The organism is Solibacillus ferritrahens (assembly GCF_037027585.1).
GTDB lineage: Bacteria > Bacillota > Bacilli > Bacillales_A > Planococcaceae > Solibacillus > Solibacillus ferritrahens.
On record NZ_JAXCLE010000005.1, the window covers coordinates 1 to 15228 of the forward strand.

Here is a 15228-nt window from a genome sequence, read left to right on the forward strand (position 1 = left end):
TCCCATACCGAACACGGAAGTTAAGCTCTTTAGCGCCGATGGTAGTTGGGGGCTTCCCCCTGTGAGAGTAGGACGTCGCTTCGCACATGTAAAACCACTGAGAAATCAGTGGTTTTTTTGTGCACTTATTTCGTTTTATAATTCCCCCTGTTAAGGCTGATGCTCTGAATCTAAAATGGTTTTATGTTATGAACTTGTTTAAGTAGTATGCTTTGTTAATCATGATTACGAGTGGTTAGAGTGGAAATTCAGCCTGTTCTTTTTAGACAGATGGGGAGTCGTGTCGTTGATAGAAGAGGCATTTTAATAGTTGTGCTTAATATAGTGTATACATAACTTTTAAATACACATAAAAAAATCATAATAGGCTGCTTAGCGACCGTATTGTAACGGTGCTAAGCAGCCTATTTATGTTTGTATACTAACTACACATGCTACACCCGTTCCCGATTAGGTTAGTTACAGCACGTGCCTCAGACATGAAGTGGTCTCCTCCAATAAGTAGAAAAATTATACCATTGGGAATGCCGCAAGTGGTTTTGCGAATGTAATAGAGTAGTGTTGGGCGCCCGATAAAACAATATTTTATTGGTACTTGCCCAAAATTCATTTGAGCTGTTTACAAAGGAAGCGTTATACACCCATGTATGACAGCAAGTAGAGTTGGATCAGACACATACTGTAACAGTTCACATAAAAGCATTGCGTGAAAAATTAAAGGACCCTGTGAAGTCTCCTTACTTTATACAAACTGTTTGGTGTAACATAGCCTTTTTACTTTTACTCGTCGTATGAGTATTTTACAATGATATTAATTGTCCCGATTTTCGTTTGCATGGGTATGCCCTAAAATCACTTTTCTTTTTAAATCATTTTTTTGAAATTGTGACAAATCGTTCACAAATGGAATTGTTTCCATTAGGAAGGTTTGAAACTTACATGGTATAGTTAGAGCGATATTTAAGATGTGGAAGGTGTACAATTTGACTAAAAAACAAGTTTGGTATGAAGTAGAAGAAAATGAGACAATCGAGCAATGTCTAGAAAGAATGAAGAAAGATGGCTATATGGCGTTTGGGCGGAAAGAAGAGCCAGTATTTGAAGAAGTAAATGGAGAACCAATTTACTTACGTCAAAAAATCCGATTTAAAGGTATATTAATGGAATCATGACAAAGATCCAGTTAAAAACACGAACAATTAGTTTTACCTAAAAAATATTGTTCGCATTTTGACGTTGATTTTATAACCAACCCTTGTTAAAATGTGAAAAGGAAAAACATTTAATCCCTCATATATGCTAGAGAATATGGCTCTAGTGTCTCTACCCGGCACCGTAAATACCGGACTATGTGGGAAAGCAACTTTTGGTATGATTATAAAAAGGGTGTGGATTGCAAATGCATGTATCTACATATTTTATTAACAGTCCTCAAGTAAACTGCTTTCTCATGCGCAGAGAGTAGTTTATTTGAGGATTTTTTTCGTTAATAATTACGCAAGTGGAGAAGATGTTTAAAGGAGCGAAACTCATGGAACCAAAAGTTGGCGTTATAATGGGAAGTTCAAGTGACTGGGAAACGATGAAACATGCTTGTGACATTTTGGAAGAACTGCAAGTACCTTATGAAAAACAAGTGGTATCTGCTCACCGTACACCAGATCTAATGTTTGAATATGCAGAAGGTGCACGTAGTCGAGGTATTCAAGTAATTATTGCAGGGGCAGGTGGTGCAGCACATTTACCAGGCATGGTAGCTGCGAAAACGACATTACCTGTAATTGGTGTGCCTGTACAATCCCGCGCATTAAATGGTCTTGATTCATTATTATCTATCGTACAAATGCCAGGTGGTGTGCCAGTAGCAACGGTTGCAATTGGTAAAGCAGGTGCAACAAATGCAGGATTGCTTGCAGCACAAATATTAGGTGCTTTTGATCACGACCTTGCTACAAAGCTTGAAGCGCGACGTGAAGCGACAAAAGCGCAGGTTTTAGAAAGCACAGGTGACTTGACGTGACAAAAATGATTTACCCTGGACAAACAATTGGTATTATCGGCGGTGGCCAACTTGGTCGCATGATGGCAGTAGCGGCGAAAGAAGCCGGCTATAAAATCGCGGTACTCGAACCTACGATGGATTCACCTTGTGGACAAGTGGCAGATATTCGCATTGTTGCCGCCTATGATGATGAGGGAGCATTGGAAGAACTAGCAGAAGTAAGTGATGTAATTACTTATGAATTTGAAAATATAGATTACGATGGTTTAAAGCGTCTTACACAAATTGCTTACGTTCCACAAGGCGCGGAACTTGTACGTATTACACAAAACCGTATTACAGAAAAACAAATGATTGTTGATGCGGGTTGTCCGGTAGCACCGTACATTGTCGCTACTACATATGAACAACTTCAAGAAAGCATTGTAGAAATCGGCTTCCCATGTATCGTGAAAACAGCAAGAGGCGGTTATGATGGGAAAGGTCAGCAGTTGTTGAAGTCTGCGGATGATTTACCGCTAGCAAAAGATTTATTTACACATTCACAATGTATTGCAGAGGGCTATGTTCCATTTACAAAAGAAATTTCCGTTATTGTTCAGCGCAATGGACATGGTGAAACATACTGCTTGCCAGTAGGTGAAAACGTACATGTGAACCACATTTTACATGAGACAATTGTGCCTGCAAGGATTGATACTAAAACGGCAGGGTTGGCAGAAAAGGCAGCTATGAATATTGCGGACCATTTACAATTAGTCGGTACATTGGCAGTAGAAATGTTCGTGCTTGAAGATGGTAGTGTTGTTATTAACGAATGTGCACCGCGCCCTCATAATTCAGGTCATTACTCAATAGAGGCGTGCAATATATCCCAATTTACACAGCATATCCGTGCTGTATGTGGCTGGCCTTTACGGAAGCCAAAGCTATGGGGACCATCGATTATGGTCAACGTGCTTGGTCAGCATGTCGTTTCGTTAACAAACTCTATTTCGAAATATCCTGATTGGTCTATACACCTTTACGGAAAATCAGAAGCAAAAGTAAACCGCAAAATGGGTCACGTAACAATTATGACAGATGATATAAATACAACAATAAAACAAATTAAGGATTCCGGTATTTGGCCGGAATAGAAGGAGAAAATTTATGATAGAACGCTATACACGTCCCGAAATGGGTGCCATTTGGACTGAAGAGAACAAGTTTAAGGCATGGTTGGAAGTAGAAATTTTAGCTTGTGAAGCATGGGCTGAAATCGGTGTAATTCCAAAAGAAGATGTTGTGAAACTACGTGCAAATGCATCATTTGATATGGATCGAATTTATGAAATCGAGCAGGAGACACGTCATGATGTTGTGGCGTTTACACGTGCAGTTTCAGAAATGCCAGCACTTGGTGATGAAAAGAAATGGGTTCACTACGGATTAACTTCTACGGACGTTGTAGATACAGCATTATCATATTTAATCAAACAGGCAAATGAAATTTTACGAAAAGATTTACATAATTTCATTGCTATCCTTACTGAAAAAGCAAAAGAGCACAAATATACAGTTATGATGGGTCGTACACACGGTGTGCATGCAGAACCAACTACATTTGGTTTAAAGCTTGCATTGTGGTTAGAAGAAATGCGCCGTAATTTAGTACGTTTTGAAGAAGCGGCAAACGTAATTGAAACAGGTAAAATGAGCGGTGCGGTAGGAACATATGCCAATATCGATCCGCGTGTTGAAGCTTATGTATGTAAGCATCTAGGCTTAGCTGCTGCACCAATATCTACACAAACATTGCAGCGTGACCGTCATGCACAATATTTTTCTACTTTAGCACTTATAGCAACATCAATTGAAAAGTTTGCAACAGAAATTCGAGGCTTACAAAAATCGGAGACTCGTGAAGTTGAAGAAGGCTTTGCAAAGGGACAAAAAGGTTCTTCGGCAATGCCGCATAAACGTAATCCTATTGGTTCTGAAAATATGACAGGTATGGCACGTCTAATGCGCGGCTATATGTTAACAGCTTTTGAAAACGTGTCATTATGGCATGAACGTGATATTTCGCACTCATCGGCGGAGCGTGTCATTATTCCTGATGCAACAATCACATTGAATTATATGTTAAATCGTTTCGGTAACATTCTTAAAAACTTAACAGTATTCCCTGAAAACATGAAACGCAATATGGAACGCACATTCGGTCTTATCTACTCACAACGGATCTTACTAGCTTTAATTGATAAAGGCTTATCGCGTGAGGAAGCGTACGATACGGTACAACCATTAACGGCACGTGCTTGGGATGAGCAAACTCAATTCCGTCCGCTTGTAGAGGCAAGTGAAAAAATCACTTCTTATCTATCAGCATCTGAAATTGAAGATTGCTTTGACTACAGCTACCATATTCAAAATGTTGATATGATTTTCGAACGTTTAGGTCTTAACTAATTAATCCATTAATCAGGGGGAATACGTGATGAACAAAGGTCAACTTTTGTACGAAGGAAAAGCAAAACGATTATATGAAACAGAAAATCCGGAAGTTCTTTTCGTTGAATATAAAGATAGTGCTACAGCATTTAATGGCGAGAAAAAAGCTAATATTGCTGGTAAGGGAAATTTAAATAATCAAATTACGACGCTAATTTTCGAGAAATTACAAGCTAACGGCATTGAGTCACACTTCGTTAAACGTCTTTCGGATAACGAGCAGCTTGTACGTAAAGTAGAAATTATTCCAATTGAAGTTGTGACACGAAATATCGCTGCAGGAAGCCTAGCGAAACGCCTGGGGTTTGAAGAGGGTATGGCGCTTAAACGTCCTATCGTTGAATTTTATTATAAAGACGATACGTTAGGCGACCCCCTTATTACGACGGAGCATATCGATGTGTTAGGCATTGCAACACTGGCGGAAGTAGAAGAATTATATAACGCAGCTCTGCATGTCAATGAAGTGCTAAGTCCAATCTTCGCTGCAGTTGGTGTAACATTAATCGATTTCAAATTAGAATTCGGTCGTGATAACAACGGCAATGTATTATTAGCCGATGAAATTTCACCAGACACTTGTCGTTTATGGGACACTAAGACAAATCAAAAGCTTGATAAAGACGTATTCCGCCGTGATTTAGGGAGTATTACTGAAGTATATGAAATTATTTTACAAAAACTTGGAGGCATTTAACTCATGAAGAAAGTCAAAATATATGTAACATTAAAAGAAAGTATTCTAGATCCACAAGGTTCAGCGGTTCAAGGCTCTTTACAAAAAATCGGTTACAACGAAGTATCTGACGTACGTATCGGTAAATATTTAGAAGTAACAATCAGCGATACTGACCGTGACGTTGACACAATCGTAAAAGAAATGTGTGAAAAAGTATTAACAAATACGGTTATCGAGAAGTACCGTTACGAAATCGAGGAGGCATAATACTATGAAATTTGCAGTACTCGTTTTCCCGGGGTCTAACTGTGATATCGACATGTATCATGCGATCAAGGACGAATTAGGTGAAGAAGTAGAATATGTGTGGCATACAGCTACTAGTTTAGAAGGTTTTGATGGGGTACTCGTTCCTGGTGGCTTCTCATATGGAGACTATTTACGTTGTGGTGCAATGGCAAACCAATCAAACATTATGACAGCATTAAAGGAGTTTGCAGGACAAGGCAAACCAGTGTTAGGTGTTTGTAACGGATTTCAGATTTTAACGGAGGCAGGTCTTTTACCAGGGGCGTTAATTCGAAACAAGAACCTGAAGTTCATGTGCCGTACCGTACAATTAAAAGTTGAAAATAACAACTCATTATTTACGAACCAGTATGAAGCTGGAGAAGTAATTAATATTCCAATAGCACATGGTGAAGGAAACTATTATTGTGACGAGGAAACTTTGACAGAACTTAAAGCGAATAACCAAATCGCATTCACATACGAAGGTGAAAATCCAAATGGTTCTTTAGCGGATATCGCAGGAATTATTAACAAAGAAGGCAACGTATTAGGTATGATGCCGCACCCAGAGCGTGCAGCAAACGAAATCGTTGGTGGCGCAGACGGTCTGAAATTATTTAAATCAATTGTGAAGCAGTGGAGGGAACAACATGTCAACAACTAAATTTGAGCCATCACCAGAGCAGATTAAAGAACAACGTCTATATGCGGACATGGGTATGACAGATGCAGAATTTGACTTAGCAATCGAAAAATTAGGACGCATTCCAAACTGGACAGAGACAGGTCTTTTCTCAGTTATGTGGTCTGAACATTGCTCTTATAAAAAATCAAAGCCTGTATTGCGTAAATTCCCAACAAAAGGTCCTCAAGTTTTACAAGGTCCTGGTGAAGGTGCAGGAATAGTTGATATCGGTGATGAACAAGCTGTTGTATTCAAAATGGAATCACATAACCACCCATCTGCAATTGAACCATACCAAGGCGCAGCAACTGGTGTAGGCGGAATTATTCGTGACGTATTCTCTATGGGTGCGCGTCCAATTGCCATGCTGAATTCTCTACGTTTTGGTGAGTTAAAATCAGCGCGCGGAAAATACTTGTTTGAAGAAGTAGTAGCAGGTATCGCGGGTTATGGTAACTGTATCGGTATCCCGACTGTAGGCGGCGAAATTGGTTTTGATCCTTGTTATGAAGGAAATCCGCTAGTAAACGCAATGTGTGTAGGGTTAATTGACCATAAGGATATCCAAAAAGGTGTTGCTGCAGGTGTAGGAAATACTGTAATGTACGTTGGTGCGAAAACAGGTCGTGACGGTATTCACGGTGCAACATTCTCTTCTGAAGAATTGACAGAAGATACTGAAGAAAGTCGTTCAGCAGTACAAGTTGGGGACCCATTCATGGAAAAATTACTTCTTGAAGCATGTTTGGAAGTTGTTAAATCGGATGCATTAGTAGGTATTCAAGATATGGGTGCAGCTGGTCTAACTTCATCTTCTGCAGAAATGGCTTCTAAAGCTGGTACTGGTGTAGAAATGAATCTGGACTTAGTTCCTCAACGCGAAACGAACATGACAGCTTACGAAATGATGTTATCTGAATCTCAAGAGCGTATGTTAATCGTTGTAAAAGCAGGCCGTGAAGAAGAAATTAAAGCAATTTTTGATAAATATGATTTAGATGCAGTGGCAGTAGGTCGTGTAACAGACGATAAAATGCTGCGCCTGATCCACAATGGCGAAGTAGTGGCGGAAGTACTTGCTGATGCACTTGCTGAAGATGCGCCGGTGTATAATATGCCAGATGCTGAGCCAGCTTATTTTGCTGAATATCAAGCAATGGAAAATGTAGAACCTAAAGTAGTAGATTACAAGGAAACATTAACTGCTTTATTAAAAGCACCAACAATCGCTTCGAAAGAGTGGGTGTATGATCAATATGACTATCAGGTTCGCACTAATACTGTAGTGGCACCTGGATCGGATGCTGCTGTATTACGTGTCCGTGGTACAAACAAAGGGTTAGCGATGACAACTGACTGTAACTCCCGCTACATTTATTTAGATCCAACAACAGGTGGTAAAATTGCTGTTGCTGAAGCAGCACGTAATATCGTATGTTCTGGTGGACAACCACTTGCAATTACTGACTGCCTGAACTTTGGTAACCCAGAAAGACCGGAAATTTTCTGGCAAATTCAAAAATCAGCAGACGGAATCGCAGAAGCTTGTTTAGCACTTGATGCACCGGTTATTGGTGGTAATGTATCGATGTATAACGAACGTTCAGGTGAAGCAGTTTACCCAACACCGACAATCGGTATGGTCGGTTTAGTAAAGGATTTAGCACATGTAACGACACAGGAAGTGAAAGCTGCCGGTGATGTTGTGTACTTAATTGGTGAAACGAAAACTGAGTTCGGTGGATCGGAACTACAAAAGTTAGTTGAAGGTGGTATTTCAGGTAAAGCACCATCAATTGATTTAACTGTAGAAGCAGCTCGTCAAAAAGCAATTTTAGAAGCGATTCAAGCGGGACTTGTACAATCTGCGCATGACGTTTCTGAAGGCGGAGTTGCCGTTGCATTAGCCGAAAAAACATTTGCAGCGAATGGTTTAGGTTTAGATATAACGATACCAGGTTCTGCGACGACAGCTTTATTTGCCGAATCACAATCCCGTTTTGTTTTAACAGTAAAAGAAGAAAATGCAGCGGCATTTGAAGCCTTTGTAAAAGATGCAACAAAAATTGGGTCAGTAACAGCTGACGCAACGATTAAAATTAACGGTGAAACTGGCTTACTTGTTGAAGGTACTGTGGAGGAATTCCGTTCTGCTTGGAAAGGAGCAATCCCATGCTTGCTGAAATCAGAGGCTTAAACGAAGAATGTGGCGTATTTGGCATTTGGGGCAACCAAGATGCAGCCCACTTAAGTTATTACGGTTTACACGCGTTGCAACATCGTGGACAAGAGGGAGCTGGTATCGTCACAACAGACGGTACTCAGCTTCAGGCTGTCCGTGGTGAAGGTCTTGTAAATGACGTGTTCAATGAAGATAAGTTACGTAAAGTTGTAGGGCATGCAGCAATTGCACATGTACGTTACGCAACTGCAGGCGGGAAAGGGCTGGAAAATGTTCAGCCACTATTGTTCCGGTCTTCAACAGGCTCACTAGCGATTGCACATAATGGTAACTTGGTGAATGCCACTCATTTAAAGCAATTTTTAGAGCGCTCTGGTAGTATTTTTAATTCTACATCTGATACAGAAGTAGTTGTTCATTTAATAAAAAAATCAAAGCATTCACCTTTCCGAGCGAAAATAAAGGAAGCTTTATCTTTATTAAAAGGAGCATTTTCAATAATTTTGCTGACAAATGATCAGATGATTGTGGCAAGAGACCGTAATGGTTTACGTCCGCTTTCATTAGGCAAGTTGGGCGATGCATACGTTGTTGCTTCTGAAACTTGCGCATTTGACTTAATTGGTGCGGAATACATTCGTGAAGTAGAGCCGGGAGAATTGTTGATTATTTCTAATAATGGTCTTGAAGTAGATAGCTATGTCGAAAAAGATAAACGAACTATGTGTGCAATGGAATATGTGTATCTAGCACGTCCCGATTCTAATATTGATGATGTTAATGTTCATATGGCTCGTAAACGTATGGGGAAAGAGCTTGCAAAAGAATGTGCTCATATTGAAGCGGATGTTATTACAGGGGTACCTGATTCATCCATTTCAGCGGCAATTGGCTTTTCTGAAGAAAGCGGAATTCCATATGAGCTTGGATTAATTAAGAACAGATATGTTGGACGTACATTTATCCAGCCTACTCAGGAGTTACGTGAGCGCGGTGTAAAGATGAAACTTTCACCTGTCGTACAAGTTGTTAAAGGAAAGCGTGTCATAATGGTTGACGATTCTATCGTACGCGGTACAACGTCTAAACGTATTGTTCGCATGCTAAAAGAAGCGGGCGCAGCTGAAGTACATGTCGTAATCTCTTCACCACCGATGACAGATCCATGCTATTACGGTATTGATACATCGACTCATGAGGAGCTCATTGCATCGAACCATAGTGTCGAGGAAATTCGTGAAGCAATTGAGGCGGATTCACTCACGTTTTTATCATTAGAAGGAATGGTACGTGCAACAAATCGTCCGTTTGAAGATGAAAATGGGGGTCTTTGCTTAGCGTGCTTTACAGGGAAATATCCGACAGAAATTTTCCCTGATACAGTATTGCCGCATGAAAAAGACTGTTAGAAATCAAGGAGGAGCATGGCATTATGTCAAAAGCATATGAGCAAGCAGGCGTTAATATAGAAGCAGGATATGAAGCAGTTAAGCGTATGAAGTCACATGTAGAGCGTACGAATCGTCTAGGTGTGATGGGGACATTCGGTGGTTTTGGCGGTATGTTTGATTTATCTGCACTGAACTTAAAAGAACCAGTTCTTATTTCAGGGACAGACGGGGTTGGGACAAAGCTAAAGCTGGCATTCATGGTTGATAAGCACGATACAATCGGTGTTGACTGTGTGGCAATGTGTGTAAATGATATTGTAGCCCAAGGTGCAGAGCCGCTTTATTTCCTCGACTATGTCGCTGTAGGAAAAGCAGTACCAGAAAAAATTGAGCAAATTGTTAAAGGGGTAGCAGATGGTTGTGTTCAGTCTGGTGCAGCTTTAATCGGTGGAGAGACTGCTGAAATGCCAGGTCTATATGAAGAGGACGAATATGACTTGGCTGGGTTTGCTGTAGGTGCCTGTGAGAAAGCAGATATCATTACAGGTGAGAAAATTACAGAAGGTGACGTATTAATTGGTCTAGCTTCTAGTGGTGTGCATTCAAATGGTTATTCATTAGTACGCAAAATTGTATTTGCAGATAATAATTTTGCGGTAGACGCTGTTGTTGAAGGTTATGAAGATCTTGGTCCAATCGGAGAAGCACTTTTAGTTCCTACAAAGCTATATGCAAAGCCTGTATTAGCGGCACTTAAATCTGCAGATGTACATGGCTGTGCACATGTTACAGGTGGAGGCTTCTATGAAAATCTACCACGTATGATGCCTGCAGGTTTAGCAACGCAAATTGACTTAGGTACTTGGCCGGTATTACGTATCTTTGATTTCTTGAAAGAAAAAGGTGCATTAGCGGACAAAGATTTATATAACGTGTTTAATATGGGGATTGGTTTTGTCATTGCCGTACCAGCAAGTGAAGCAGAAAAAGTAATCGCTGCAGTAGAGGCAGAAGGTGAAAAAGCTTACAAAATCGGTCATGTTGTAAAAGGGGAAGGCGTTATTTTCAACGGTGAGCATGACGGGAGTTTAGTGTAATGACAACGAAAATTGCCGTTTTTGCATCAGGAAGTGGCAGTAATTTTCAAGCGCTTGCTGAAAGTATTGCTAACGGAAAGCTTAATGCCGAAATCGGGCTTGTTGTAACAGACAAGCCTGGTGCCTACGTTGTCAAACGTGCACAAAGTTTAAATATTCCAGTAGCAGAGTTAGCACCAAAAAGCTTTGAAGATAAAGCTGCCTATGAAGCAAAAATTGTTAAATTACTAAAAGAAAAAAAGATTGAATGGGTCATTTTAGCGGGGTATATGCGCCTGATCGGTGAAACGCTTTTATCGGCTTATGAAAATCGTATTATTAATATCCATCCATCCTTACTGCCATCATTTCCAGGAAAAGATGCTATAGGTCAAGCGATGGAGCACGGTGTGAAAATTACAGGCGTTACCGTACACTACGTAGATGCGGGAATGGATACAGGTAAAATTATTGCACAGGGTGCCGTTGATGTTGTAGAGGGTGACCGTGAAGCAACAGAAAATCGTATCCATAAATTAGAACATTTACTTTATACAAAAACATTACAACAGTTATTTGAATCGTAATTTCGCCTGGGCCGCTCCTGTGAGGGCACTGCTCACCGAAAAAAATGAAAAATTGGAGGACCTAATCGTGACGAAACGTGCACTTATTAGTGTTTCAGATAAAAATGGTATTTTAGAATTTGCAAAAGAATTAGTAGCACTTGGCTATGAAGTACTTTCAACTGGAGGTACAAAAAATTTACTACAAGAAAACAATGTACCAGTTACCGCAGTTGATGAAGTAACAAAGTTTCCAGAGATTTTGGATGGACGTGTAAAAACGTTAAACCCTATGATTCACGGCGGTCTTCTTGGTAAATTTGATGAGCCAAGTCATGTTGCACAAATGGAAGAACACGGCATTGAGCCAATCGAAATTGTTTGTGTAAACCTTTATCCATTCGTAGAAACGATTTCAAAGCCTAATGTTACTTGGGATGATGCGATAGAAAATATCGATATCGGAGGTCCAACAATGCTGCGTTCAGCAGCAAAAAATCATGATTATGTAACAGTAATCGTAGATAGCAACGACTATACTGCAGTACTTGAAGAATTAAAGGCAGATGGCAAAACAACATTAGAAACACGTCGTCGTTTAGCAGCAAAAGTTTTCCGTCATACTGCTGCATATGATTCGTATATTTCAAATCATTTAACAACAGCAATCGGGGAAGAGTTCCCTGAAAACTTAACGCTAACTTATGAACTAAAGCAAACATTGCGCTATGGTGAAAACCCTCACCAAAAGGCTGCTTTCTATGCAAAACGCCTAGGTTCGGATTTCTCGATTGCCTACGCGACACAATTGCACGGAAAAGAATTGTCATACAACAATATTCAGGACGCAAATGCTGCACTTCAAATTGTAAAAGAGTTTGAGATGCCGGCTGCTGTAGCTGTGAAGCATATGAATCCATGTGGTGTTGGTACAGGTGAAACAATCGAAGAAGCATTTAATAAAGCATATGAGGCAGATTCAACTTCAATTTTCGGTGGCATTATTGCATTAAATAAAGAAGTGGACGAAGCAACTGCTGAAAAATTATCTCGTATTTTCCTGGAAATCATTATTGCACCTTCATTCTCTAAAGAAGCACTACATATTTTAACGCAAAAGAAAAATATTCGCTTAGTAACAATTGATTTTGCACAAGAGAAGCAGGACCAATTCAATGTTGTAGCGGTTGAAGGTGGTTTACTCGTTCAGGAACCAGACCGTTTCGGCTTTGAAGAAGCAGATATTAAAGTCGTAACAGATCGTGAACCGACAGAGGAAGAATGGGAAGCATTAAAGCTTGGATGGTCAGTAGTAAAGCATGTAAAATCCAATGCGATTGTTGTTACGGACAAGCAAATGACGTTAGGTGTGGGCGCGGGGCAAATGAACCGTGTTGGAGCAGCTAAAATTGCATTTGAACAAGCTGGTGAAAAAGCACAAGGCGCGGCATTGGCATCGGATGCATTTTTCCCAATGGGAGATACAGTAGAAGCAGCAGCAAAAGCTGGCATCAAGGCAATCATTCAACCAGGCGGCTCGATTAAAGACCAAGAATCCATCGATGCTGCAAACAAATATGGTATCGCAATGGTATTTACAGGTGTACGTCATTTCAAACACTAATTTGTAACTTTATGTTTAAAACATTATATTCCATTTAATTTTAGTAGAGAAAATTGCGGATTTTCGTTATAATAGAATAAAGTTTCGCTAATGTTCTGGCCGGACGTTAGCAGAAGCGTTTGCAAATGCTTTATTCATTCTTCTTTCTGGCTGGGAGAGGGATGAATAAGACGATTGAGCGATTCTTGGCCGGGTCCTCATCGTAAAATAATTTATTAATAATGCATCGACTTTGGTCGGGAGATGCATTGTTAATAATAAAATGATCATTAATTGTAACAAGCACAGCACTACTTTTGGTCGGGTATCGCAGTGCGAATGACCATTAATGAAAAACGCTCGCCTAAAATTTGGCGGGCGTTTTTTTATATAATTTTTTACTTCAAGCCCATTGATTTCCGTTTCGGTGGACGCTTTCTGCGGGCAGGGTCTAAGCCTGTAGTCTCAGGAGTCGCCGCCTGCACTACAATCAACTAGTTATACCTAATAAACTAAACTATTCATTTTAAAGGAGAGCTCATCATGAACATTCTTGTAATTGGTAGTGGCGGTCGTGAACATGCAATCGCTAAACAATTTAACAACGCACCATCTGTAGAAAAGGTTTTCGTAGCACCAGGTAATGATGGAATGAGGCAGGACGCAGAAGTCGTAGCAATCGATGCATTAGATTTTGCGGCACTTGCACTATTCGCCAAAGAAAATGATATCGCTCTAACTTTTGTAGGACCGGAACAGCCATTGGCAGAAGGAATTGTCGATTACTTCAATGAGCAAGGCTTAGTTATTTTTGGTCCAACTAAGGCCGCAGCAAAAATTGAAGGCTCTAAGTCTTATGCAAAAGATATTATGAACAAATATCAAATTCCGACAGCTGCACACGAAACGTTTACAGAAGCAGATAAAGCAGTTGCCTACATTAAAAAGCAAGGCGCCCCAATTGTTATTAAAGCAGATGGTTTAGCAGCTGGTAAAGGTGTTATTGTAGCGATGGAAGAACAGGAAGCAATTGAAGCAGTTGAGGATATGATCGGCAACCAGCGCTTTGATGATTCATCGTCGCGCGTAGTGATTGAAGAGTATCTGGATGGCGAAGAATTCAGCTTTATGAGCTTCGTACATAAAGAAAAAATTTATCCAATGGTTATTGCTCAAGATCATAAACGTGCATATGATGGCGACCGAGGTCCGAATACCGGAGGAATGGGTGCTTATTCACCGGTTCCACAAATATCTGAGGATGTAGTAAAGGTTGCTTATGATACAATCGTTCAACCGACTGTACAAGCAATGGAGACAGAAGGTGTATCGTTTACAGGCATTTTGTATGCAGGATTAATTTTAACAGCAAAAGGTCCAAAGGTTATCGAATTTAATGCACGCTTTGGCGACCCGGAAACACAAGTTGTTCTTCCACGTATGGCATCTGACTTTGGTGAATTTATGATTAGCTTAATGAATGAAAAGCCGTTTGAGTTAAAGTGGAAAGATGAAGTGATGTTAGGGGTTGTAATAGCTGCTGAAGGCTATCCAGGCGATGTAGAAAAAGGAAATGCATTACCAGAGCTGTCCGATATTGACTTGCCAGTGTTCCATGCAGGCACAAAATTTGAAGATGGTCAATTTGTTGGTAATGGAGGGCGAGTGCTTTTAGTTGCCGCTGAAGCCGCAACATTAAAAGAAGCACAGGAAAAGGTCTATACAGAGCTCGCGAAAAAGCAATGGTCAAACTTCTTCTTCCGTCAGGATATTGGTTGGAGAACATTTAAATAATAATGGAGCTGTGCTAATGGTCAAATTGACTTTTAACACAGCTTTTTTTCGGGATTATTTTAAGGATTAATCATTAACTGGCATCATTTCATTCATTTGTTCGGAATTGGCCATTGCAACTACAGGACAATATTGATAATAACCTTCCGCGACCTTCATTGAACCGGCGAGAATCATCATACGTCCAACTGTACATTGAGGTTTACGGGCAATTCTACCGACACCGAATGCAGTCATAGCTACACCACACATCATACGTACAAAAGCATTTGTTTCAGAAATATTAGGGTTTAACATTAATAGCTCCTCCTTTTATTAGAAAATTTAAAAAATTATTCTGGAAACACTTTGCTTTATAAAAGTGCTATGATACGATTAATTCACAAAAGGAATATTGTAGCAAAAGCCTACATAAAGCAAAATATAATAGATTTAGTATGGTTTTTCCTAATGAAAAGATACT

14 protein-coding genes, 1 rRNA gene, 1 pseudogene and 1 riboswitch are annotated in these 15228 nt (G+C 40.0%); of the genes and pseudogenes, 15 read left to right on the forward strand and 1 reads right to left on the reverse strand.

Annotated elements, in window-relative coordinates; translation table 11 throughout:
• The 15 genes and pseudogenes from rrf to purD all read left to right on the forward strand — a co-directional run.
• Positions 1–84 (forward strand): 5S ribosomal RNA (gene rrf, locus SNE38_RS06320); the annotation flags it as partial.
• 498 nt (positions 85–582) lie between these two features.
• Positions 583–795: pseudogene (locus SNE38_RS19275) on the forward strand (winged helix-turn-helix domain-containing protein); the annotation flags it as partial.
• A 188-nt stretch (positions 796–983) separates the two neighbouring features.
• Complete coding sequence (locus SNE38_RS06330) at positions 984–1172, forward strand: NETI motif-containing protein (RefSeq protein ID WP_191704886.1); 189 nt, start codon at positions 984–986, stop codon at positions 1170–1172.
• 98 nt (positions 1173–1270) lie between these two features.
• A riboswitch (purine riboswitch) is annotated at positions 1271–1370 on the forward strand.
• Between the two features lie 161 nt (positions 1371–1531).
• A complete protein-coding gene (gene purE, locus SNE38_RS06335) occupies positions 1532–2020 on the forward strand; it encodes a 5-(carboxyamino)imidazole ribonucleotide mutase (RefSeq protein ID WP_191704887.1) in 489 nt (162 codons plus the stop codon).
• Positions 2017–3141, forward strand: coding sequence for a 5-(carboxyamino)imidazole ribonucleotide synthase (gene purK, locus SNE38_RS06340; protein WP_191704888.1), 1125 nt, complete (start codon positions 2017–2019; stop codon positions 3139–3141). The genes purE and purK overlap by 4 nt, the downstream gene beginning before the upstream one ends.
• A gap of 13 nt (positions 3142–3154) precedes the next feature.
• Positions 3155–4456: an adenylosuccinate lyase gene (gene purB, locus SNE38_RS06345; protein ID WP_191704889.1), complete on the forward strand. Its 1302-nt coding sequence runs from the start codon at positions 3155–3157 to the stop codon at positions 4454–4456.
• A 28-nt stretch (positions 4457–4484) separates the two neighbouring features.
• Positions 4485–5195, forward strand: a complete 711-nt coding sequence (gene purC, locus SNE38_RS06350) for a phosphoribosylaminoimidazolesuccinocarboxamide synthase (protein WP_191704890.1) — start codon at positions 4485–4487, stop codon at positions 5193–5195.
• A gap of 3 nt (positions 5196–5198) precedes the next feature.
• Complete coding sequence (gene purS, locus SNE38_RS06355; RefSeq protein WP_191700875.1) at positions 5199–5444, forward strand: phosphoribosylformylglycinamidine synthase subunit PurS; 246 nt, start codon at positions 5199–5201, stop codon at positions 5442–5444.
• A gap of 4 nt (positions 5445–5448) precedes the next feature.
• Entirely contained in the window at positions 5449–6132 is a 684-nt protein-coding gene (purQ, locus tag SNE38_RS06360; protein WP_191704891.1) for a phosphoribosylformylglycinamidine synthase subunit PurQ, read from the forward strand.
• On the forward strand, positions 6119–8350 hold the full coding sequence (purL, locus tag SNE38_RS06365) for a phosphoribosylformylglycinamidine synthase subunit PurL (protein ID WP_191704892.1): 2232 nt from the start codon (positions 6119–6121) through the stop codon (positions 8348–8350). Before purQ ends, purL begins: the two co-directional genes overlap by 14 nt.
• Positions 8326–9744 carry an amidophosphoribosyltransferase gene (purF, locus tag SNE38_RS06370; RefSeq protein WP_191704893.1) on the forward strand — a complete coding sequence of 473 codons (1419 nt, stop codon included), beginning with the start codon at positions 8326–8328 and terminating at the stop codon, positions 9742–9744. The genes purL and purF overlap by 25 nt, the downstream gene beginning before the upstream one ends.
• A 23-nt stretch (positions 9745–9767) precedes the next feature.
• Positions 9768–10823, forward strand: coding sequence for a phosphoribosylformylglycinamidine cyclo-ligase (gene purM, locus SNE38_RS06375; protein WP_191704894.1), 1056 nt, complete (start codon positions 9768–9770; stop codon positions 10821–10823).
• Positions 10823–11389 (forward strand): phosphoribosylglycinamide formyltransferase, encoded by a 567-nt coding sequence (purN, locus tag SNE38_RS06380; protein WP_191704895.1) that lies wholly within the window; start codon positions 10823–10825, stop codon positions 11387–11389. Before purM ends, purN begins: the two co-directional genes overlap by 1 nt.
• A gap of 67 nt (positions 11390–11456) precedes the next feature.
• Entirely contained in the window at positions 11457–12992 is a 1536-nt protein-coding gene (purH, locus tag SNE38_RS06385; protein WP_191704896.1) for a bifunctional phosphoribosylaminoimidazolecarboxamide formyltransferase/IMP cyclohydrolase, read from the forward strand.
• Positions 12993–13514: 522 nt separating this feature from the next.
• Positions 13515–14765 (forward strand): phosphoribosylamine--glycine ligase, encoded by a 1251-nt coding sequence (gene purD, locus SNE38_RS06390; protein WP_336046145.1) that lies wholly within the window; start codon positions 13515–13517, stop codon positions 14763–14765.
• A 66-nt stretch (positions 14766–14831) separates the two neighbouring features.
• Here purD and SNE38_RS06395 read toward each other — a convergent pair whose 3' ends face one another.
• Positions 14832–15062, reverse strand: a complete 231-nt coding sequence (locus SNE38_RS06395; protein ID WP_191704898.1) for a YgaP-like transmembrane domain — start codon at positions 15060–15062, stop codon at positions 14832–14834.
• Between the last annotated feature and the right edge of the window lie 166 nt (positions 15063–15228).

Bases quoted from the DNA above. Each gene is read 5' to 3' on its own strand.
- purE (WP_191704887.1), top strand. From the start codon at position 1,532: ATGGAACCAAAAGTTGGCGTTATAATGGGAAGTTCAAGTGACTGGGAA.
- purB (WP_191704889.1), top strand. From the start codon at position 3,155: ATGATAGAACGCTATACACGTCCCGAAATGGGTGCCATTTGGACTGAA.
- purC (WP_191704890.1), top strand. From the start codon at position 4,485: ATGAACAAAGGTCAACTTTTGTACGAAGGAAAAGCAAAACGATTATAT.
- purS (WP_191700875.1), top strand. From the start codon at position 5,199: ATGAAGAAAGTCAAAATATATGTAACATTAAAAGAAAGTATTCTAGAT.
- purQ (WP_191704891.1), top strand. From the start codon at position 5,449: ATGAAATTTGCAGTACTCGTTTTCCCGGGGTCTAACTGTGATATCGAC.
- purL (WP_191704892.1), top strand. From the start codon at position 6,119: ATGTCAACAACTAAATTTGAGCCATCACCAGAGCAGATTAAAGAACAA.
- purF (WP_191704893.1), top strand. From the start codon at position 8,326: ATGCTTGCTGAAATCAGAGGCTTAAACGAAGAATGTGGCGTATTTGGC.
- purM (WP_191704894.1), top strand. From the start codon at position 9,768: ATGTCAAAAGCATATGAGCAAGCAGGCGTTAATATAGAAGCAGGATAT.
- purN (WP_191704895.1), top strand. From the start codon at position 10,823: ATGACAACGAAAATTGCCGTTTTTGCATCAGGAAGTGGCAGTAATTTT.
- purD (WP_336046145.1), top strand. From the start codon at position 13,515: ATGAACATTCTTGTAATTGGTAGTGGCGGTCGTGAACATGCAATCGCT.
- SNE38_RS06395 (WP_191704898.1), bottom strand. From the start codon at position 15,062: ATGTTAAACCCTAATATTTCTGAAACAAATGCTTTTGTACGTATGATG.